This window comes from Streptosporangium sp. NPDC001559, assembly GCF_042893955.1.
GTDB lineage: Bacteria > Actinomycetota > Actinomycetes > Streptosporangiales > Streptosporangiaceae > Streptosporangium.
The window spans coordinates 12,889-33,425 of record NZ_JBIAVG010000029.1; the positions used below are offsets into that span (position 1 = coordinate 12,889).

At 70.9% G+C, this 20,537-nt stretch carries 20 protein-coding genes and 1 pseudogene; 4 read left to right on the top strand and 17 right to left on the bottom strand.

Annotated elements, in window-relative coordinates; genetic code table 11:
* The first annotated feature begins 56 nt into the window (after window positions 1-56).
* Window positions 57-1,361, top strand: a complete 1,305-nt coding sequence (locus ACFYY8_RS40325; protein ID WP_390050383.1) for an MFS transporter — start codon at window positions 57-59, stop codon at window positions 1,359-1,361.
* Here ACFYY8_RS40325 and ACFYY8_RS40330 read toward each other — a convergent pair.
* The 8 genes from ACFYY8_RS40330 to infC all read right to left on the bottom strand — a co-directional run bounded on the left by ACFYY8_RS40330 (window position 1,358) and on the right by infC (window position 8,768).
* Window positions 1,358-1,606 (bottom strand): hypothetical protein, encoded by a 249-nt coding sequence (locus tag ACFYY8_RS40330; protein ID WP_390050384.1) that lies wholly within the window; start codon window positions 1,604-1,606, stop codon window positions 1,358-1,360. The genes ACFYY8_RS40325 and ACFYY8_RS40330 overlap by 4 nt on opposite strands.
* A gap of 70 nt (window positions 1,607-1,676) precedes the next feature.
* Entirely contained in the window at window positions 1,677-4,193 is a 2,517-nt protein-coding gene (gene pheT / locus ACFYY8_RS40335; RefSeq protein WP_390050385.1) for a phenylalanine--tRNA ligase subunit beta, read from the bottom strand.
* Window positions 4,193-5,233, bottom strand: a complete 1,041-nt coding sequence (gene pheS / locus ACFYY8_RS40340; RefSeq protein ID WP_390050435.1) for a phenylalanine--tRNA ligase subunit alpha — start codon at window positions 5,231-5,233, stop codon at window positions 4,193-4,195. The genes pheT and pheS overlap by 1 nt, the downstream gene beginning before the upstream one ends.
* Before the next feature lie 130 nt (window positions 5,234-5,363).
* Complete coding sequence (locus ACFYY8_RS40345) at window positions 5,364-6,446, bottom strand: ATP-binding protein (protein WP_390050386.1); 1,083 nt, start codon at window positions 6,444-6,446, stop codon at window positions 5,364-5,366.
* A gap of 77 nt (window positions 6,447-6,523) precedes the next feature.
* The gene (locus ACFYY8_RS40350; RefSeq protein WP_390050387.1) at window positions 6,524-7,339 is read right to left on the bottom strand and encodes a TrmH family RNA methyltransferase; all 816 of its coding nucleotides are present in this window, start codon (window positions 7,337-7,339) and stop codon (window positions 6,524-6,526) included.
* Window positions 7,340-7,423: 84 nt separating this feature from the next.
* Complete coding sequence (gene rplT, locus ACFYY8_RS40355; RefSeq protein WP_344968263.1) at window positions 7,424-7,807, bottom strand: 50S ribosomal protein L20; 384 nt, start codon at window positions 7,805-7,807, stop codon at window positions 7,424-7,426.
* A 24-nt stretch (window positions 7,808-7,831) separates the two neighbouring features.
* Window positions 7,832-8,026, bottom strand: coding sequence for a 50S ribosomal protein L35 (gene rpmI, locus ACFYY8_RS40360; RefSeq protein ID WP_184716514.1), 195 nt, complete (start codon window positions 8,024-8,026; stop codon window positions 7,832-7,834).
* Window positions 8,027-8,156: 130 nt separating this feature from the next.
* Entirely contained in the window at window positions 8,157-8,768 is a 612-nt protein-coding gene (gene infC, locus ACFYY8_RS40365) for a translation initiation factor IF-3 (protein ID WP_390050436.1), read from the bottom strand.
* Window positions 8,769-9,135: 367 nt separating this feature from the next.
* On the opposite strand from infC, the gene ACFYY8_RS40370 reads away from it, so the two are divergent.
* Both ACFYY8_RS40370 and ACFYY8_RS40375 read left to right on the top strand, forming a co-directional pair.
* Complete coding sequence (locus tag ACFYY8_RS40370) at window positions 9,136-9,483, top strand: PadR family transcriptional regulator (protein WP_390050388.1); 348 nt, start codon at window positions 9,136-9,138, stop codon at window positions 9,481-9,483.
* Window positions 9,480-10,454, top strand: coding sequence for a hypothetical protein (locus tag ACFYY8_RS40375; RefSeq protein ID WP_390050389.1), 975 nt, complete (start codon window positions 9,480-9,482; stop codon window positions 10,452-10,454). The genes ACFYY8_RS40370 and ACFYY8_RS40375 overlap by 4 nt, the downstream gene beginning before the upstream one ends.
* Here ACFYY8_RS40375 and ACFYY8_RS40380 read toward each other — a convergent pair.
* From ACFYY8_RS40380 to ACFYY8_RS40420, 9 genes and pseudogenes are all read right to left on the bottom strand, one after another.
* The gene (locus ACFYY8_RS40380) at window positions 10,429-11,256 is read right to left on the bottom strand and encodes a shikimate dehydrogenase (protein WP_390050390.1); all 828 of its coding nucleotides are present in this window, start codon (window positions 11,254-11,256) and stop codon (window positions 10,429-10,431) included. The genes ACFYY8_RS40375 and ACFYY8_RS40380 overlap by 26 nt on opposite strands.
* On the bottom strand, window positions 11,253-12,389 hold the full coding sequence (gene mltG, locus ACFYY8_RS40385; RefSeq protein ID WP_390050391.1) for an endolytic transglycosylase MltG: 1,137 nt from the start codon (window positions 12,387-12,389) through the stop codon (window positions 11,253-11,255). The genes ACFYY8_RS40380 and mltG (ACFYY8_RS40385) overlap by 4 nt, the downstream gene beginning before the upstream one ends.
* Before the next feature lie 178 nt (window positions 12,390-12,567).
* Window positions 12,568-13,599, bottom strand: coding sequence for an endolytic transglycosylase MltG (gene mltG / locus ACFYY8_RS40390; protein WP_390050392.1), 1,032 nt, complete (start codon window positions 13,597-13,599; stop codon window positions 12,568-12,570).
* Window positions 13,600-13,685: 86 nt separating this feature from the next.
* Window positions 13,686-14,144: pseudogene (ruvX, locus tag ACFYY8_RS40395) on the bottom strand (Holliday junction resolvase RuvX); the annotation flags it as partial.
* Between the two features lie 53 nt (window positions 14,145-14,197).
* On the bottom strand, window positions 14,198-16,867 hold the full coding sequence (gene alaS, locus ACFYY8_RS40400) for an alanine--tRNA ligase (protein WP_390050393.1): 2,670 nt from the start codon (window positions 16,865-16,867) through the stop codon (window positions 14,198-14,200).
* Between the two features lies 1 nt (window position 16,868).
* Window positions 16,869-17,123 carry a hypothetical protein gene (locus ACFYY8_RS40405; RefSeq protein WP_352011699.1) on the bottom strand — a complete coding sequence of 85 codons (255 nt, stop codon included), beginning with the start codon at window positions 17,121-17,123 and terminating at the stop codon, window positions 16,869-16,871.
* A complete protein-coding gene (locus ACFYY8_RS40410; RefSeq protein WP_352011698.1) occupies window positions 17,120-17,512 on the bottom strand; it encodes a DUF948 domain-containing protein in 393 nt (130 codons plus the stop codon). The genes ACFYY8_RS40405 and ACFYY8_RS40410 overlap by 4 nt, the downstream gene beginning before the upstream one ends.
* Entirely contained in the window at window positions 17,482-18,897 is a 1,416-nt protein-coding gene (locus tag ACFYY8_RS40415) for an isoprenylcysteine carboxylmethyltransferase family protein (protein WP_390050394.1), read from the bottom strand. The genes ACFYY8_RS40410 and ACFYY8_RS40415 overlap by 31 nt, the downstream gene beginning before the upstream one ends.
* Window positions 18,894-19,808: a hypothetical protein gene (locus ACFYY8_RS40420; protein ID WP_390050395.1), complete on the bottom strand. Its 915-nt coding sequence runs from the start codon at window positions 19,806-19,808 to the stop codon at window positions 18,894-18,896. Before ACFYY8_RS40420 ends, ACFYY8_RS40415 begins: the two co-directional genes overlap by 4 nt.
* A gap of 81 nt (window positions 19,809-19,889) precedes the next feature.
* Here ACFYY8_RS40420 and ACFYY8_RS40425 point away from each other — a divergent pair, with 81 nt between their 5' ends.
* Entirely contained in the window at window positions 19,890-20,537 is a 648-nt protein-coding gene (locus tag ACFYY8_RS40425; RefSeq protein ID WP_390050396.1) for a TetR/AcrR family transcriptional regulator, read from the top strand.

A 20,537-nucleotide genomic window follows, 5' to 3' on the forward strand; every position in this document is an offset into this window, starting at 1 on the left:
GGCAGGGCGGAAAACCGTTTGCCCCGATGCGGAGCGGTACCAAAAACTGTCTCCTTGTGCCGGAGAAATCTGATCGCTCCCTCGGGGGGCTGCTGCGCAGGGTCGGAATGGACCTTGGGCCGCTCCGCGACTCACGTGACTTCCGGCTGCTGTTCGCCTCCGGGGCGATCACGATGTTCGGTACCTTCCTCACCCTGGTCGCGCTGCCGCTGCAGATGAAGCAGCTCACCGACTCCTACGTGGCGGTCGGCCTGGTCAACGCGGCCGAGTTCGTGCCGATGGTGCTGTGCGGGCTCTGGGGCGGCGCGATCGCGGACGCGCTCGACCGGCGCAAGATCATTCTCTACACCGAGGCCGGGCTCTGCCTCACGACGGTCGCCCTGACGGTCAACGCCCTGCTGCCCAGACCGCAGATCTGGGTCCTGTACGTGGTCGGGGCGCTCAGCGCGGGACTGGGCAGCCTGCAGCGGCCCAGCCTGGAGGCGCTGCTCCCCCGGGTCGTCCGGCACGACCAGGTCGGCGCCGCCGCCGCGCTGTCCGGCTTCCGCTGGACCCTCGGTGCCATCGTCGGCCCCGCGCTCAGCGGCCTGATCGCCGCCGTGTTCGGCGTCGCGGCGGCCTACGGCGTCGACGTGGCCACCTTCCTGGTCTCCATGGCCCTGCTCTGGATGGTCAGGATGCCCGCGCAGTCGAAGGACGCTCCCCCCGCCTCGATCGCGGCGCTCGTCGAGGGGGTCCGCTACGCCGTACGGCGTCCCGATCTGATGGGCACCTATCTGGTGGACATCGCGGCGATGGTCTTCGCCTCGTGCACCGCGCTGTACCCCTTCCTGGCCGGTGAGCTCGGTTCCCCGCAGGCGATCGGCCTGCTCTTCTCCGCCACCGCCGTCGGATCGCTGGTCGCCTCGACCACCTCCGGCTGGACGGCCCGGGTCCACCGGCACGGCCTGGGTGTCATCGTCGCGGCGGCCGTCTGCGGGGTCGCGGTCGCGGCGGCGTCCGTCATGCCGACCGTCTGGGGCGTGTTCGCCTTCCTGGCGCTGGCCGGGGCGGCCGACATGATCAGCGGCATCTTCCGCTCGACCATCTGGAACCAGACCATCCCCGACGAGCTTCGTGGCCGCCTGGCCGGGATCGAACTGCTCTCCTACACCAGCGGCCCGATGCTGGGCAACGCGCGAGCGGGCATGATGGCCCAGCTCGGTGGCACCCGTTTCTCCATGGGCGTCGGCGGGCTGCTGTGTGTCGGCGCGGTCGCGGCGATGGCGGCGTTGCTGTCCGACTTCCGGCGCTACGACGCCCGCACCGACGAGCACGCCGTACGGGAGCGTGCCCGCCGTACGGCCGTCGCCGAGGCCTAGAGGTCCTGCTCGCGCCAGCCGTCGTGTTCCTCGGCGAGTTCCTCAAGCCGGGTCACGGCCTCGGCGGGCAGTGCGCCGCCGGGGTCCTCGACGACCACGAGCCACTGGGCGTCCTCTGCGTCGTCCTCCCCAGCGAGGGCCTCACGCACCACCGAGGGCGTCTCCACCTGCGGGAACTCCTCTCCCACCAGCACCGCGACCTCCTCGGCCTCCATACGTCCGGCGAACACCAGCAGATGTCTCATTCATCCCCCACAGGCGAAGGCCCCGGCCACCACGGGTCGTCCGTGGTGGCCGGGGCCGTACCGAATCCGATCAGACCCCGCGCAGCTGCGCCCCGGTCCGCTCGCCCGCCAGGGCGACCGCGGCGTCGCGGGCCGCGGTGGTCTCCTCCACGGTGAGCGTCCGGTCGGCCGCCCTGAACCACAGGGAGTAGGCCAGCGACTTGTTCCCCTCACCGATCTGGGCGCCGGTGTAGACGTCGAACAGCCGGATCGACTCCAGCAGTCCGCCCGCTCCCTCGCGCAGCGCCGCCTCGACCTCGGCAACCGGCGTCGCGGCGTCGACGACGAGCGCGACGTCCTGGGTGGCGATCGGGTAGGCGGAGATGGACGAGACCTGCACCGGGCCCGGCATCAGCCCTTCGAGGTGGGTCAGCTCCAGCTCCATCGCGCTGGTGCGCGGCGGCAGGCCGTAGGCCTCGATGACGCGCGGGTGCAGCTCACCGGCGTGACCGACGAGGACGTCCCCGACGTACAGCGCGGCGCAGCGGCCCGGGTGCCAGGGCTCGTGCCGGTCGGCGCGGACGTCGAGGACGACCCCCGCCTCACGGGCCACCACGCGGGCGGCCTCGACGGCGTCGGCCCAGCCCGCCTGACGGCCCTTGCCCCACCAGCCGGAGCGCTCGAACTCACCCGCGAGCACCACCCCGGCCCGCAGCGGCTGGGCCGGCAGCGCCGCCTCGATCGAGGCGAGTTCCTCCGCCTCGGGCCTGCGGTCCACGCCGAGGACCGGCGCGGTCGCGGGCGCGCCCTCGGCGGGCCGGTAGACCAGGCCCGTCTCGAACAGCGCCACGTCGCCGAAGCCCCTGCCCACGTTGCGGACCAGCGTCTTGAACAGGCCGGGCAGCAGCGTGGTGCGCAGCAGCGGCTCGTCCTCGCTGAGCGGGTTGGCCAGCCGTACGGCCAGGCGACGGGCGTCGTCGGCGGGCAGCTGCAGGTTGTCGAGGTCACGCTCCCCGAAGAACGGGTAGGCCAGGATCTCGACGTAGCCGGAGGCCGCCAGCGCCCTTCCCGTACGGCGGCGCAGGCGCTGCCCCGGGGTCAGGCCCGCGCCCGCCGGGGCACCCGGGAGGATCGAGGGCAGCTTGTCGTAGCCCTCAAGCCGGATGACCTCCTCGGCGAGGTCGTTGGGGTCGGTCAGGTCGGGCCGCCACGAGGGCGGGGTGACGGTCAGCATGTCGTCGCCGACCACGGCCAGCTTGGCGGCCAGTGCGTTCTCGGGCTCGACCGAGCCGTCCACGACCGTGCAGCCGACCTGCTCCAGGTTCCGGACCACCGTCTCGCGGTCGTAGACGACGCCCGCGACCCGGCCGGGGTAGCCGCTCGGGATGGAGATCTGGACGGGCTCGATCTCGATCGCCGCGTGGGTCACGCCGGGCTGGACCACGCCGCCGCCCAGTTCGGCCAGCAGGCTGACCGCGCGCCAGGAGGCGTAGAGCGGAAGCTCCCGGTCCACCCCCCGCTCGAAGCGCTTGGACGCCTCGCTGACCAGGTTGTGGCGGCGGGACATGCGCGCGATGCCGCTGGCGGAGAAGTGCGCGGCCTCGATCACGATGTCGGTCGAGGTGTCGGAGATCTCGGTGTTCAGGCCGCCCATGGTGCCCGCCATCGAGATGGCGCCCGAGGCGTCGGTGATGAGGATGTCACCGGGGTCGAGCGTGCGCACGGCGTGGTCGAGGGTCTCCAGCTTCTCGCCGGGCTCGGCGCGGCGCACGACGATCTCACCGTCGAGCCGGGTCGCGTCGAAGGCGTGCAGGGGCTGGCCGAGCTCCAGCATCACGTAGTTGGTGACGTCGACGGCCAGCGAGACCGGCCGCATGCCCGCGCGCGACAGGCGCGTGCGCATCCACAGCGGGCTCGGCGCCGCCGGGTCGAAGCCCTGGACCTCCCGCAGCACGAAGCGGTCGCACGCGCTCGCGTCGGCGATCGAGGCCGGGTAGGACGGAGCCGCCTCGGCGGGCGGGGAGACGTCGGCGGGGTCGAGGAAGGCCACCCCGAAGGCGGTGGCCACCTCCCTGGCCACGCCGCGGATCGACAGCGCGTAACCGATGTCCGGGGTGATCTCCAGCTCGATCACGTCGTCGCGCAGGCCGAGGAGCTCGGCCACGTCCGCGCCGATGGGCGTGCCCTCGGGCAGCACCATGATGCCGTTGTGCTCGTCGCTCAGCCCGAGCTCGCGCTCCGAGCAGATCATGCCCTCGGACATGCGTCCGTAGGTCTTGCGCGCGCCGACCTCGAAACCGCCGGGCAGCACACCGCCGGGCAGCACGACCGGCACCCGGTCACCGACGACGAAGTTGGTCGCGCCGCACACGATCTCCCGTGGGGCGGCCTCACCGACCTCGACCTGGCAGTGCCGGATCGGCTTCTTGAAGCCCTGCAGCTCCTCGATGGCGAGCACCTCGCCGACCACGACGCTCTTGACGTCATGACCGTAGGAGGTGACGGCCTCCAGCTTGAGACCGGCGGCGGTGAGCCTGTCGGCCACCTCGTGCGCGGTCGCGGCGGGGAGATCGACATACTCCCGCAGCCATGAAAGCGGGACCTTCATCAGACCTCCATCCCGAACGGAAGCGTGAAACGCACGTCTCCCTCGACCATGTCACGCATGTCCTCGACGTTGTGGCGGAACATCAGCGTGCGCTCGATGCCCATGCCGAAGGCGAACCCGCTGTAGCGGGACGGGTCGACGCCGCAGGCGATCAGCACCCGCGGGTTGACCATCCCGCAGCCGCCCCACTCGATCCAGCCCTCCGACTTGCACGTACGGCAGTGCGGGTTGCCCGGCACCGCGGAGGCGCCCCGGCACACGAAGCACCGCAGGTCCATCTCCGCCGAGGGCTCGGTGAACGGGAAGTAGTTCGGCCTGAACCTGGTGGTGATGCCCTCACCGAACATGACCTCGGCGAACCTGTCCAGGGTGCCCTTGAGGTGGGCCATGGTCAGGCCCTCGTCGATCGCCAGTCCCTCGACCTGGTGGAAGACCGGCGTGTGGGTGGCGTCGAGTTCGTCGGTGCGGAACACCTTGCCCGGCGAGATCACGTAGACCGGCAGCGGACGGCTCAGCAGCGCCCGGATCTGCACCGGGGAGGTCTGGGTGCGCAGCACCTTGCCCGAGTCGACGGACTCGACGAAGAAGGTGTCGTGCTCGGAGCGCGCCGGGTGGTCGGGCGAGATGTTCAGCGCGTCGAAGTTGAACCACTCGCCTTCCAGCTCGGGCCCCTCGGCGACCTCGTAGCCCATGCCGACGAAGGCGTCCGCGATGCGTTCCTGCAGGGTGGTCAGCGGGTGCCGGGCGCCGCGGGCCGTACGGTCCCAGGGCAGTGTGACGTCGACGGTCTCCTCAACGAGGACCCGCTCGTCGCGCTCGGCCTCCAGCTGTGCCTGACGCTCGGCGAAGGCGTCCGCGACGGCCTTGCGCGCGCCGCCGATGCGTTTGCCCGCCTCTGCCCGGGCCGCGGGCGGAAGCGCGCCGATCTCGCGGTTGGCCAGGGCGATCGGCGAGCGGTCGCCGGCGTGCGCGAGCCGTACCTGCTTGAGTTCGTCGAGGTCGCGCGCCGCCTTGACGGCGTCGAGCGCCTCCGCCTGCATGCGCGCCACCTCGTCGGCGTGCAGCGGGGTCACCTCGACCGGGTCGTAGTTAGACAAGAGAGAGCTCCGAATCCAGGGCTTGAGCGGCCATGAGTCTAGTCGGGGAAGCCCACCGGGCTGGCATCCGCGCTCAGGCGAAGTCAGGGGTGCCGGTGGGCACCATAAATCGAAACTCGGCCCCGCCCTCGGGCCCCCGCTGCACGGAGATGGTGCCGCCGTGGGCCTCGATGAGACCCTTGACGATGAAGAGACCGAGGCCGGTGCCACCGCGGCGACGGGCGTTGCCCCGCCAGAACTGCCGGAACACGCGCGTGGCCAGCTCGGGCGGAATGCCCTCTCCCTGGTCACGGACGGACACGGTCACTCCCCATTGGTTCGGTTCGACGACTATTGTCACCGTACCGCGCCCGTGGCGCACGGCGTTTTCCATCAGGTTGGCCAGCACCTGGTCGATTTTGTCCTGATCGAGCCAGGTCTCGGGAAGCTCGCCCAGCACCCGGAGCCGGAAGCGCCCCTCGGGCTCTCCCGCCGCCACCCGCCCATCGATGATCTTCTGAACCCTGGCCGGGACGTCGACCACCTGACGGTGGATCTCAAGGCGCCCCGACTCGATGCGGGACACGTCGAGCAGCTCGGTGATCAGCCGGGTCACCCGGTCCGCGTCGGCGTTGACCGTCTCCAGCATGACCAGCTTCTGGTCGTCGGTGAAGCGGGTCCATTTGGCGAGCAGGGTCGCGGTGAACCCCTTGACGCTGGTCAGCGGGGAGCGCAGCTCGTGGGCGACGGTCGAGACCAGGTCCGCGCGGCTGCGTTCCAGCCGGGCCCGCGCGCCCGCGTCACGCATCGTGATCACCACACGGGCGATCTCGCCGCCCCGCTCCGGCCTGCGCACCAGCCGGGCCGCGACGAGCATCTCCTGACCGCCGGGCGTGCGCAGCGGCAGCTCGGGCTGGCGGGTGCGGGTCGGCAGGCCGCCGTAGGTGTCGAGCCACTTCCACCAGTCGCGCCCGTCGTGATCGCGGAAGGAGAACACGTCCCGCACGTGACGTCCGACGGCCTGGTCCCAGCCGATCCCGGTCAGCCGGGTCGCGGCCCGGTTGACGCTCAGCACGTGGCCGTCCCGATCGGTCACGATGAGACCGTCGGGAAGGTCGTCGACGTCGATCACACAGGCGGAATCAGCGCTCCGCTCGTCGGTGTGTTCGCCGTGCACGACCCCGCCTCCTCGACGCTACAACGCCGACAATAGCGGGTTTCGCGTGTCCTCCGGCAGCCTCGGGACGGGGGGCCTCACCCGCTCAGGGGACGTACACGCTGAGACCGGGCAGAGGCATACAGACACACCGCGGCGGCCGTCGCGAGGTTGAGGCTCTCCGCCCCGCCGTAGATCGGCACCCTGACCACCTCGTCGGCGAGGTCGCGGATCTCCTTGGGCAGCCCCCAGGCCTCGTTGCCGAAGATCCAGGCCGCGGGCCCCGAGAGATCGACGTCGTCGAGTGTCCGCGTACCCGCGCCGTCGGCGGCGAACACCCGCAGGCCCGCCCCTTTGAGCCTGTCCACGGCCTGTGCCACCGGGGCACCGGTGACGACGGGCAGGTGGAAGAGGCTCCCGGCGCTGGCCCGCACGCACTTGCCGTTGTAGGGATCGACGGAGGCGTCGGTGAAGACCACCGCGTCGGCCCCCGCGGCGTCCGCGGTGCGCAGCACGGTCCCGGCGTTGCCCGGGTCGCGGACGTGGGCGAGCACGGCGACGAGCCTCGCCTGGTCGGTGACCGCGGCCTCCAGGGGGACGTGCACGAACCGGCACACCGCCAGGAGCCCCTGCGGGGTGACGGTCTGGGCCAGTTCGGCCATCACCTCACCGCTGGCCCGGTGCACGGGCACCCCCGCGGAGACGGCGGCGGCGACGAGGTCGGCGTGGCGCGCCTCGGCCTCGACGGTGGTGAACAGCTCGGTCACGACGCCGTCGAGCGCCAGCGCCTCACGAACCGCCTGCGGCCCCTCCGCCAGGAAGGACCGGTCCCGGTCCCTGAAGGCTCGTTTGGTCAGCCGCCTGGCCGCTTTGACCCTCGGCGACTTGATGTTGGTCAGCTCAGATCCCGCCATGTCCGTTCCCCAGGAATGCGAATGCGGCCCACAGCGTGATCGCTGTGGGCCGCGTGTTCTTCAGCGTGTTCGTCGGCGCCGGATTCAGCCGGCGACCGGCGCGTTCACGTCGGCCGGAAGCGCCTTCTTGGCGGCTTCGACCAGGGTCGCGAACGTGGCGGCGTCGTTGACCGCGAGGTCAGCGAGGATCTTGCGGTCGACCTCGATGGAGGCCAGACGCAGCCCCTGGATGAGGCGGTTGTAGGTGATGCCGTTCTGACGGGCAGCGGCGTTGATGCGCTGAATCCACAGACGGCGGAAGGCGCCCTTGCGGTCCTTGCGGTCGCGGTAGGCGTAGGTCATCGAGTGGAGCATCTGCTCCTTGGCCTTGCGGTACAGCCTGGAGCGCTGCCCCCGGTAGCCCTTCGCCCGCTCGAGAACGACCTTGCGCTTCTTCTTGGCGTTGATCGCCCGCTTCACGCGTGCCATTTGTATCTATCTCCCCGGGGGCCGTTACTTAGCGAGCAGCTTCTTGATCTTCTTGGCGTCGGCGTCAGAGAGCACGACCTCGGGCTTGAGACGACGCGTCAGCTTGGAGGACTTCCACTCGTTGTAGTGGGCGCGGTTGGCGCGGCGGCGCTTGATCTTGCCTGAGCCGGTGAGCCGGAACCGCTTCTTCGCACCGCTGTGCGTCTTCATCTTCGGCATCTCAGCCGTCTCTCCCTCGATCGTGCCGATGTCCCGGGCCGGTAACCCGAGTCAAGGGCATGCCTGACTGTGAGACCGGACCCGGCCTCGGCTTCATCTCGCGACTGCCTGACGGTTCAGGCTATGCGAGTCACTCCTGCGGAGCGGGCACCTGCTCGTCCTGAGACCCGTCCGCGACATCGTCGTCACGCCGCGCCTTGGCCGCCGCCTTCTCGGCCTTGGCCTCGGCCTTCTTCTTGTGCGGCCCGATAACCATGATCATGTTACGGCCATCCTGCTTGGGCTGGGACTCGACGAAGCCGAGCTCCGTGACGTCCTCGGCCAGCCGCTGCAGGAGCCGGAAGCCCAGCTCGGGCCGGGACTGCTCCCGGCCACGGAACATGATCGTTACCTTGACCTTGTCCCCCGCCTTGAGGAACCGCACCACGTGACCCTTCTTGGTCTCGTAGTCGTGCGGGTCGATCTTCGGGCGGAGTTTGATCTCCTTGATGATCGTGTACGCCTGGTTACGCCGCGCCTCGCGTGCCTTCATCGCGGACTCGTACTTGAACTTGCCGTAGTCCATGAGCTTGCACACGGGCGGGCGAGCCGTAGCCGCGACCTCGACGAGGTCGAGATCGGATTCCTGAGCCAGCTTCAGAGCATCGCCGATGGAGACGATGCCAACCTGTTCGCCGTTCGGACCGACGAGGCGGACCTCGGGGACGCGAATACGGTCGTTGATGCGGGGCTCGGCGCTGATGAGGCCTCCTAGGTTGCGATCCGCCGCCGTCCTTGCAGGCGGCTTTGCACATACTCGATCGTGCCGGGAGGGTCGCGGAACACAGGCCGTTTCCAGGTCGAGAAGCGCGAATGCCCCGCACGTCGCGCATGCGGGGCCACATGAACTCGCCGATTCAAACACCGCGAGCTCGGCCGGAGTCATCCGGCTGTGATCCTTGACCTGCCGACCTCTCGGTCGACCAGGTGGGAGGTGAACCTCCGCTTGCGCGTCCAGCAGGCATGCCGGACCGATCGAGTAGTTACTCTACCACAACCCCCGACACCCACCGAAGCATTCCCGTTCTCCCACCTTCACAATATGCCGATGGTCGATATATAAAGACCATATGAGCCAAAGATCGATGCAGGAGCCGACGTTCCTGATCCTCACGGCCCTGGCCGCGGGACCCCAGCACGGTTACGGGGTGATCAGCGACGTCCAGGAGATATCCGACGGCCGGGTGCGCCTGCGGGCGGGCACCCTGTACGCCGCCCTCGACCGCCTTCAGTCCGAAGGCCTGATCACGACCGACCGCGAGGAGATCGTGGAGGGCCGGATACGGCGCTACTACCGGCTGACCGCGGAGGGCGGCACCCGCCTGGCCGCCGAGGCCGAACGGCTGCGCAGGCACGCCGAGGCGGCCTCGACCCGGCTTCGCACCCTGGTTCCCCGCGTGGGCGGGGGTGCGGCGTGAGCACACTGGAGGAGCGTTACCGCAGGCTGCTGACGCTCTACCCGGCCGGGCACAGGGCCAGGCACGGAGAGGAGATGCTCGGGGTGATGCTGGCGCAAGCCGGGCGAGGACGACGGTTCCCCGACCCGCGTGACGTGCTCGACCTGGTCAAGGGAGGACTGCTGATCCGCCTGCGGCACGCCTTCGGCCTGGGAAGCGGCGGCTCCTGGCGTGACGCGCTGAACATCGCCGCGATCGTCGCCCCGCTCCATCTGCTGGTCCTGGAGATGAGCACCTGGGCCATCGCGCTGTGGGTCATCGACGGCACCCAGCCTCTCCTTTTCGCCATCACGCCGCTGGTCTACGCGCTGCCGCACCTGTTGATCGTCTGGCTCGCCCTGCGCGGCCCGCGCTGGGCGGCCGCGGCGTGCGCCTGGGCCTGGGCCACGGCCAGCACGGCGCTGTCGGTACGGCTCAGCATGGCCGAGACGGTCTACTTCGGGCAGGAGCCGGTCGCCTTCTCCGCCGGGTTCCTGTTCAGCCCGCTCGGCCTGGCCTTCAACGCCCTGCCCGGCGTGATCGTCGCGCTCCTGCTGACGCTCTCCCCCGGCCCCGCGGCGGGGGCGGCACTGATCGGCCGCCGCACGTTGCTGCGCTGGACCGCCGTGGCGGTCCTGACGATGAACGCCGTCTCCGCCTTTGAGCACTTCCTCATCCCCGAGTACTCACTCAGTTCCCTGGCCACGACGACGCTGGCGTGCATGGCCTGCGGGGCGGCCAGCCGTACTCCGCCGGGCCGTCGGGCCCTTGTCCTCCTGCTGCCGTTGCTCCTGGTGATCTACGGTGGCGTGCCGGAGTTCGGGGCGCCGCGCAACGAATGGCTTCCCGCCCTCGTCCAGGTCATGGTGGGAGCCACCGCCTTCGTCGTGGCCAGGAGGGGCTTCCGGCCGTACGGCTCGGGGACCGTCAGCTCCCCGGAGCCGCTCGCCTGACGATCTCGGCCTTGCCCGCCGCGCGCATCGCCTCGACCGGGACGTCGGTCCGGCCGGTCATCATCTCGACCTGCCGGACCGCCTGGTGCAGCAACATCGGGAAGCCACCGACCACCGTGCCGCCCGCGGCCTCGACGGCCGAGGCCAGCCGGGTCGGCCACGGCGCGTAGACCACGTCGAAGAGGGCGGGCACCCCGGCCAGCAGGCCGGCGAAACCGTCCGCGGCGCCGGAGGGCAGGGTGGAGACGACCAGGTCGACGTCCAGGACGCTCTCCAGCTCGTCGAAGGTGCGCACCGACAGGGTGGTGCCGAGCCGTTCGGCCACCTGTGCCGTCTCGCCCGCCCTGGCCGGGTCGCGGACCACCAGGTTGGCCCGCGAGAGGCCCAGCTCGCGCAGGGCGGCCAGCGTCGAGGCGGCCGTCGCCCCGCCGCCGAGGATCGTGGCGCCGTGCGGCGGCTTGACCCCGGCCTCGGTGAGCGCCTGGACGATGCCGTACACGTCGGTGTTCTCCCCGTGGCGACCGCCCTCGGAGAAGATCACGGTGTTCGCCCCGCCGACCTCGACCGCCAGGTCGGAGACCGTGTCGAGCAGCGGGAGCACGGCGCGCTTGAGCGGCATCGTCAGCGACAGGCCGGCCCAGCCGGGACCGAGCCCGGAGAGCAGGGCGGGCAGTCCTGCCTCGTCGCATTCGAAGGCCTCGTACTGCCAGTCGTACAGACCGAGGGCCTCGTAGGCGGCCCGGTGCAGGTGGGGCGAGAGCGAGTGGGCGATGGGCGAGCCCAGGACCGCCGCCCGCGTCATCCGCCGTTCCTGTTCTTCTCGAACTCCGCCTTCAGCTGGAAGAACTCGGCCTCCGTCGAGGCGAACTTGGTGATACCGCGCTTGGGGTCGGTGGTGACGAACCAGATCCAGTCGCCCTTGGCCGGGTCGAGCGCCGCCTGGATGGCGTGGTCACCAGGGTTGGCGATGGGGCCGGGCGGCAGGCCGAACCTCTTGTAGGTGTTGTAGGGCGACTTGCTCTCCAGGTCGGCGTTGGTGGCGGAGATGCCGTACTTGTTCAGCCCGTACATCACCGTGCTGTCCATCTCCAGCTTGCGGTTGCCGTCCAGGCGGTTGTAGATGACCCGGGCCACCTTGGACATGTCCTCGACGCTGCCCGACTCGGCCTGGACGATGCTGGCGATCGTCATGATCTCGTGCGGGGTGTGCCCGAGGCTCTTGGCCGCCGAGACGAGCCCGTCCTTGTCGGCCGTCTGGTTGAAGCGGTCGACCATCGCGGTGAGAATGTCCGCCGCGGTCATCTTGGGGGTGATGTCGTAGGTGGCGGGGAAGGCGTAGCCCTCCAGGCGTCCCTTGGCGTAGCCGGGCAAACCGAGCGCCTTGATGTTCTTCGCGGCCTGCTGGAACTCCTTGAGCGGCTTGCCGGTCTCCTTGGCGAGCGTCGCCAGGGTGTCGGACAGGCGCAGGCCCTCCTTCAGCGTCACCCGCTCCAGCAGCCGCAGGGACGGGTCGAGCAGCTTGACGGCCGCCGCCGCGGACATCTGCTTGCGCATGCGGTACTCACCCGGTTGCAGGGAGGCGCTCTTGCCCGCGTCGGCGACGGCCCCGGTGAACGTCCTGGCGCTCTTGACGACGTCCTGCTTCTCCAGGGTCTGGGCGACGTCGGAGGCGGTCTGACCGTCCTTGATCTCGATGACGACCTCGCCGCTGCCCTCACCGGCGTAGTCCTGGGGGGTCGTCATCTCGCGCAGCCAGGTGTAGCCGTAGAAGCCCGCCGCGCCGAGACCGCCGATCAGGACGATGACCGCGAGCATCGGGGCGAGGAAGCCGCCCCTGTTGCGGCGACGCCTTCTGCGGCGGCCACGTCGTCCTGGGGACGAGCGGGAGCCACGCCGTGACCCGTCGTCGTCCTCGGCGCCGACCAGAAAGTCCATATCGAGCCCGTTCATAGATGCGCTGGCCAATCTCCCGGCAGGGACGGCGTGGCGTCAAGCGGGTCCGCCAAACCGAGGAGGAGCCCCGGACCGGACACCTCGGACCACCGTTGGTCCTCGTTCGGACCGCCGGAGTGGATCGCCGCGCGCGGCGGAACGGGGGGTGTTCCGCCGGACATCAGTGCGTCCCGAGGTATCTGTTCAGCTGTTCCCGGTATCTCACAAACTCACTCTCTTTGTCAGTGAATTTCGTGATTCTATGCGCCGGATCCGTGGTGACGAACCAGAACCACCTTCCCCGGCCAGGCCGAAGCGCCGCTCTCAACGCCTTCTCCCCGGGACTGGCGACGGGCCCCGGCGGCAGACCGGGCCTCAGATAGGTGTTGTACGGCGAGCGCACCGTGGTGTCCTTCTCCGAGACCATGAGGCTTCTGCGCCTTTGCGCGTAGAGCACCGTGGTGTCGAGCTGGAGGGGGGAACCGGCCTTGATCCGGTTGTAGATCACTCTAGCGATCTTCGGATAGTCCGAGTATCTCCCACCTTCTGCCTGGACGATGCTGGCCACCGTGACGGCCTCAAGCGGGGTCAGATCCCTCCTGGCGGCCCGCCGCTCCAGGTTCAGGTCGGCGGCGGCGTCCTTGAAACGTTCCACCATGGCCCCGAGCAGCTCAGTCGGGGTCGTGTCCGGCTCCACCTCGTAGGTCGCCGGGAACAGGAAGCCCTCGGGGCCCCTGGCGTAGCCGGGCAGGCCCAGTGCCCGGAGGTTCCTCGCCGCCCCGGCGAGCTCGGCCCTGCGCATCCCCGTGCCCTCCGCGAGCCGGTCGAGCAGCTCCGGCAGGCGCAGCCCCTCGGGGACGACGACACGCCGCACCATCCGGGAGCGGGGCTCGGTCAGCAGGTCGAGCGCCGAGGCGGCCGACATGCCTTTGCGCATCCGGTAGTGCCCGGGGAACAGGCTGCCCGCCTTGCCGCGCTCCTCGGCCACCGCGACGAACGAGCCCGCGCTCGCCACGACCCCCGCGTCGGCCAGCGTCGCGGCGATCTCCCCCGCGCTCGCGCCCTGGGCGATCCGCACGGTGACCGCTCCCGCGCCGGGCCCCTCGAAGTCGGCGGGGGTGAGGTAGGGCCTGGCCAGGACATAACCCCCGGCTCCGAGCAGCGCGGCGCCCGCGCCGCAGGCCAGCAGCCATGTCAGCCGCCGCCCGCTCACCGTCCGGTCCCGCCGCTCGGCCTCTCCTCACCGGGCCGGGCGCCCGGCGGCCCGGACGAAGAACCTCTCGGCGCCCCGGAGGACGGCCCTGCCGGCGGACCGGCCGCCACGCCCGGTGGCCTGCCGGTCGCCCGCTCGTTGTCCAGGGCCGCCTGGAGCAGCACGACCGCCGCCGCCTGGTCGACCACGCCGCGCTGTTCCCTGGCCCTGACGCCGCTGGCGCGCAGTCCCTGCTGCGCGGTGACCGTGGTGAGCCGTTCGTCGAACAGCCTGACGGGGACGGGCGCCAGCCGAGAGGCGATCCTGCCCGCGAACTCGCGGGCCACCCCCGCCGCCTGCCCCTCACGGCCGGAGAGCGAGGTCGGCAGGCCGACGACGATCTCCACCGCCTCGTACTCGGCCGCGATCTCCGCGAGCCGGTCGAGGTCGCCTCTGCCTCGCCGTACGGTCTCGACCGGCGTGGCCAGCAATCCGGACGGATCGCTGCGGGCCACGCCGATGCGGACCGAGCCGACGTCGACACCCAGCCGGATGCCACTTCTCATCATGTTCTCCGCCTCCGCCTCAGAGCCGCGCGCGGCTCACCGGCGTCGGCCGCTCAGAGTGTCTGGGCGATCGCCTGTTCGACGGCGCCCAGCGCGTCACCGATCGCCTCGGGCCGGGTCCCGCCACCCTGGGCGACGTCGTCCTTGCCACCGCCGCCACCGCCGAGAGCCTTGGCCGCGACGCCGACGAGCCTGCCCGCCTTGAGGCCGCGCTCACGGCCCGCGTCGTTGACCGTGGCCACGACGACCGGCCGGTCGGCCGGAACCGCCGCGACGACGACGACCGCCGCGCGGTCCCCTGGGAACCGTCCGCGCACGTCAAGGGCGAGTTTACGCAGATCATCCGCAGAGGTGCCATCAGGCGCGCGGTGTGTCACCACGGACACTCCGCCCAGATCACGTGCTCCGGCGGCCATCTCGCCCGCGAGCGCGAGGACCTGGGCGGAACGGAGCCTGTCAAGCTCCTTCTCCGCGGTGCGCAGCCGGGTGACGATGCCCTCGATCCGCTCGGGCAGCTCCTCCCTGCGGGCCTTGAGCTGCTCGGAGAGCTGGGCGACAAGCACGCTCTCACGGGCCAGGAAGCGGAAGGCGTCCAGGCCGACCAGGGCCTCGACCCGTCGCACTCCGGCGCCGATCGAGGCCTCGCCGAGCACCTTGACCAGGCCGAGCTGGCCCGAGCTCGCGACGTGGGTGCCGCCGCAGAGCTCACGGGAGTAGTCGCCGACCTCGACGATGCGGACGGTCTCACCGTACTTCTCGCCGAACAGGGCCAGCGCGCCCATCGCCCTCGCCTCCGCCTGGGAGGTGTGGAAGGCGTTGACCTTCAGGTCGTTGATCAGGATGGCGTTGACCTCGTCCTCGACGTCGCGGAGCACGCTGGGCGGCACGGCGCCCGCCGCGGTGAAGTCGAAGCGGAAGCGGCCGGGCGAGTTCTCCGAACCCGCCTGCGCGGCCGTCTCGCCGAGCGCGTTGCGGAAGCCCCTGTGCACCAGGTGCGTGGCGGTGTGGCTGCGGGAGATGGCGCGGCGCCGCTCGACGTCGATCTCGGCCTGGGCCTGGTCGCCGACCCGGACCTCACCGGTCCTGACCTTGCCCCGGTGCACGATCACGCCCGAGACCGGGGACTGCACGTCGACGATCTCGACCTCGGCCCCGTCGGTACGGATGATCCCCTGGTCGGCGAGCTGGCCGCCGCCCTCGGCGTAGAAGGGGGTACGGCTGAGCACGACCTCGACGGTGGTGCCCGCGCCCGCGGCGGGGACCGGGAGCCCGTCGACGAGCAGGCCGATGACCGCGGACTCGGCGGTCACGTTGTCGTAGCCGAGGAACTCGACCCTGCCGGTCTTCTCCAGGATCTGGCCGAAAACCGAGATGTCGGCGTTGCCGGTCTTCTTGGCGGCGGCGTCGGCCTTGGCGCGGTCGCGCTGCTCCTTCATCAGCCTGCGGAAGCCCTCCTCGTCGACCTTGAGGCCCTGCTCGGAGGCCATCTCCAGGGTCAGGTCGATCGGGAAGCCGTAGGTGTCGTGCAGCTGGAAGGCCTGGTCACCGCCGAGGGTGCCCTGCCCCTTGCGCTTGGTCTCCTCGACGGCCGCGTCGAAGATCGCGGTGCCGGTGCGCAGGGTGCCGAGGAAGGAGGCCTCCTCCGCGTCGATGACACCGTGGACCTGCGGGGCGTCGGCCTTGAGGTCGGGATAGAGATCGCCCATCACGTCGATGGTCACCGCGGTCAGGTCGTGCATGTAGCGCTGCTCGCCCGCGCCCAGCAGGCGCAGGTTGCGGATCGCACGGCGCAGGATCCGCCGCAGCACGTAGCCCCGGCCCTCGTTGGAGGGCAGCACGCCGTCGGCGACGAGCATCACGCCGGTGCGGACGTGGTCGGCGACCACGCGCAGCGAGACGTCGGCGCGCTCGTCACGGCCGTAGCGGGTCCCGGTCAGCTCCGCGGCCCTGTCGAGGATCTTGTAGGTGGTGTCGATCTCGTAGATGTTGTCGACGCCCTGCAGGATCGCGGCCATCCGCTCCAGGCCCATGCCGGTGTCGACGCTCTTGGCGGGTAGTTCGCCCACGACGTCGAAGTCGGTCTTGCTGCGCACCGCGCCGAGCTGGAACTGCATGAAGACGTTGTTCCAGACCTCCAGGTAACGGTTCTCGTCGGCGATCGGGCCGCCGTCCCTGCCGTACTCGGGGCCGCGGTCGTAGTAGATCTCGGTGCAGGGGCCGCCGGGACCGGGCACGCCCATGTGCCAGTAGTTGTCGGCCAGGCCGCGGCGCTGGATGCGCTCCGCGGGGATGCCGACCTTGTGGTGCCAGATGTCGTAGGACTCGTCGTCGTCGTGGTAGACGGTGACCCAGAGCCGCTCCTCGGGGAAGCCGAAGCCGCCCTCGGACTCGGGCTTGGTCAGCAGCTCCCAGGCCAGCGGGATCGCCCGCTCCTTGAAGTAGTCGCCGAAGGAGAAGTTGCCGAGCATCTGGAAGAAGGTGGCGTGCCTGGTGGTCTTGCCGACCTCGTCGATGTCGGGGGTGCGCACGCACTTCTGGACGCTGGCCGCCCGGGGGTAGGGCGGCTTCTGCTGGCCCAGGAAGTAGGGCTTGAACGGCACCATGCCCGCGGGAACGAGAAGCAGCGTCGGGTCCTCGGCGATGAGGCTGGCCGAGGGCACAGCGGTGTGCCCACGCTCCTCGAAGAAGCGCAGGAAGCGGCGGGCGATCTCTGCCGACTCCATGTCAGCGGCCATCCTTTACGTGGTAGGTGTAGGTGTTCTCAACACTGTCGAGGCCGAATCGGGAGCGCAACTCGGTTTCCCGCTGCGCCGCGCCGTCCAGCGCCTCGGCTGCGAAGTCCCGCGCCTGGTCCAGGACTCCCGAGGCGCCGCGCACCGCACGGCGCGCCAGGTGGTTCGGATGCAGTGACTGCAGCTTACGCATCGCCCACACGGCGCCGAACGCGCCCAGGGAGATGTAGAAGAGCCTGCGGATCATCGCCGCCGCCCTTCGAGGACCCGGGAGCCGGGCCTGCCGTTCCTGCGGGCCGACAGGGCGCGCCTGACGCCGTGGGTCAGCGCGGCGAGCTTGATCAACGGCCCGGTCACCAGGGTCTGGGTGACGTCGCTGATCTTGGCGGCGTGTCCGCTGACCTGCTTGACGTCCTTGGCGATGGCCTCGACGGCGACCAGCTGGCGGTTGGTCTCGCTGACGGTGACGGTGACGTCCTCCAGCAGCGGGACCACACGTTCACCCAGCTCGGAGACCATCTTGGTGGTCTCGGTCAGCAGCCGGGCCAGCTTGACCAGCGCCACGGCCAGGAAGCAGACCAGGATCGCCCAGGCCATCGCGACGATCAGTCCGGCGACCTCTCCTGCGGTAAGCATGCGCCGATCTCCTTAGTTGACCCGGCTGGAACAGGCAAGACCTTACCGCGTCCCGAACCGCTTCCCCGGCATACCGTGACACGACGCCCAGGTGGCTCGCCGTACCCGCCGGGCTTTCCCGCGGGCGCCGGCCCGTTCCGTACGGCCAGTGTCCTGGGCGCGCCCCCGAAGGCGTCCATGCAGAGCTGGGCGAACCGGCCGACCCCCGGGATCATGAGGGTCCAGCCCGCCAGGGCCCAGCCGAGGTGAATGTGGGTCAGCACGTGGGCGATCGCCGCCACCCCCTGGGCACCGCGCCCGTCCGCCGACTCGTAGGTGATCCGGCGCAGCCCCGCGGGGTGGTCCTCCGCGGCGAGCACGCGCAGCCCGGCGGGACGGCGCGCGACGATCCACCTGCCGACCTGTGAGCAGATCCCGCAGGTGCTCGCCACATACACGGACGCGACGGCCCCGGGAAAGGCGACCGGCCGCCACCGGGGCACCCACGCCCGTACGGCGCGCCGGTAGGCGGTCCACTCCCCGCCGAAGCGCGCGGTGAGCCCCTCCCCCTCGTGCCAGGCCGCCAGTCCCGCCCCGTAGGCGAAGGCGACCAGCGCCCCGGCCAGGAACACCGGGTCGAGCAGGGCGAGCAGCAGGTAGCCGCCCGTCATCGCGGCCTGCATCGGGTTACGGACGTAGGCGTAGGGCCCGGTGACCACCAGCCGTTCCGGCGGGTCGTACGGCAGCGGCGTCCCCCGGCCGGCGAGCACGAACTCCCGTACGGCGGCCAGCCCGAGCAGCGAGGGCACGGCCAGCGCCTGCGCCATGAGGGCGAGCACCCACGTGGGCTGCCGCCACACCCCGGTCAGCACGATGGGCAGCGCCATGCCTCCGGCCGCCGCGAGGACGATCTGGGCGGCGGCTCTGAGGGGCAGGCGACGGCCTCCGGCCGTCCAGGAGGCCACCAGCAACCCGGGGAGCAGGGCGACGGCCATCGCGACGGCCTCCCCGGCGAGCCAGTGCTCGCCGAGCACCACGACGGGCTCGGCCAGGGGCATCACCGCCAGGTCCAGCCAGCCGAGGGCCGCGGCGACCAGTGGGATCGGCGCCCGGCGTGTCACCAGGCCGGGCACCGCGCCCCAGAGCAGTGCCCAGCCCAGCAGCAGGTCGATCGGAACGCCCCGGTAGACGGCCTCCCTCGCGGTGAAGCGCCACCAGCCGAGGTCCTGGGCGAGGAGGTTCACCGCGATGAGCGCCTCCAGGTTCCACAGCGTGGCCAGGATCGCCGCGGCCGTGTCCCGTTCTGCTAGCCTCCGGCGGACCCGGCCTCTCCAGGTGACCGCGAGCACCGCGGCGACCGGTACCGCGAGGGCCAGGCCGCGCACCAGCACGGGGTCGCCCGTCATCGGGCGAAGGTCCCGGCCAGGTAGTCGGCGGCCTGACCGACGGCGTAGCGCTGCAGAGGGCCGAAGTACCAGCCGGGATCGAAGGTACGGCGGTAGCGCAGGGTCACCGCGAGTCTCCCGTCCGCCCAGGCGAACTCCGCCTCGCGGAGGTCGAGCCAGCGGGTCAGCGTGGTGTCGCGGACCACGGAGAAGGTCACCCGCCCCGGGCCGCGTTCCTTCACCCTGAGGGTCATCGAACGTGGTTCGGGAAGGGCGCCGATGCCGAGGGAGCGGCGCGGGTTGAAGGTGATCTCCCGCAGGGCGCCCACTTCGAGGCCGGTGCCGGTGGCCGCCAGCGGCCTGGGGAAGCCGATCTTCAGGAACGCCGACTCGAACGGGCCGAACCGGGGGACGGCGGTCAGGGCCTGTTCCGTCCCGGTCGCGGTGGCCGTACGCACCGCGGTGACCGCGTTGTCGCGGGCCGGTCCGGCCACCTCCGCGCCCACGGCGACGAGCGTGAGCAGCACCAGCGGGGCCGCGAGCGCGTGGGGTCCCCGCCGGTCGAAGTAGTCGATGACGGCCCCGATCAGCAGGCCGACGAGGTAGAAGAGCGGGGCCGCGAACAGCAGGCAGACGATCCCCTCGCCGAGCAACGGTCCCGCGAGGGCGAGGGCCACGGTGATCGTCGCCAGGATCGCGCCGGTCGCGGACCTCGGTTTGCTCGTCAGCACGACCGTGATGGCGATGACGGCGGGGAGGCCGACGTAGAAGAGCGTCGTCTCCTCCAGATGGCCCGCGTGGAGCACCCGGTAGAGCAGGAGGGCGACGAACAGGGCCAGGAGCAGGCCGGCGAGGTTCCAGCGTGCCCTGCGCTCGAGCCGGTCCCCAGGGAGCGGTTCGGAGTCCGGTGACTGCCCGGATAAGTCGTCCATGAGCCCCTCTTCATCGATCGGTTTAATCAATCGATTAAACCGTATGATCGGAGAGATCGTCATGGCAAGGGGAGCGGCGAAGTGAACAAGCAGGCGGGCGCGGAGACCCGGGAGCGGCTGATCGAGGCCGCCGCCGAGACCGTACGGACCGAGGGATACGCCGGGGCCAGCGCCCGCGCCGTCGCCAAGGCGGCCGGGGTCAACTCGGCGCTGGTCTTCTACCACTTCGGCGGGGTCGATCCGCTGCTGCTCGCCGCGCTCGACCGCGCCTCCGAGCAGCGGATGACCGACTACCGCAGGGCCGTCGAGCGGGCCCGCACGCTGGAGGAGCTGGCCGAGATCGCCACCGCGATCTACCGGGCCGACCTGGAGGCCGGGCACATCACGCTCTTCTCCGAGCTCGTCGGCGCGAGCATCGCCAGGCCCGAGCTCAGGGCGGAGATCGTCAAACGCTCCGACCCGTGGATCGACTTCGTCGAGCAGACGCTGGAGCGGGTCATCGGCGGCTCACCCCTGGCCAGGCTCATGCCGCCCCGCGACCTCGCCTACGCCGCGATCACCTTCTACCTGGGCGTCAACCTGTTCACCCACCTTGACGCCGACCGCTCCCGCACCGACGCCCTGTTCACGCTGGCCCGCCGGGTCGCCCCCCGCGCCAGGCTGCTGACCATGCGCTTCCCCCGCCGCGGACCCCGCGCCCCGCGGCAGGACGGCGCGCCTCCCGCCTGA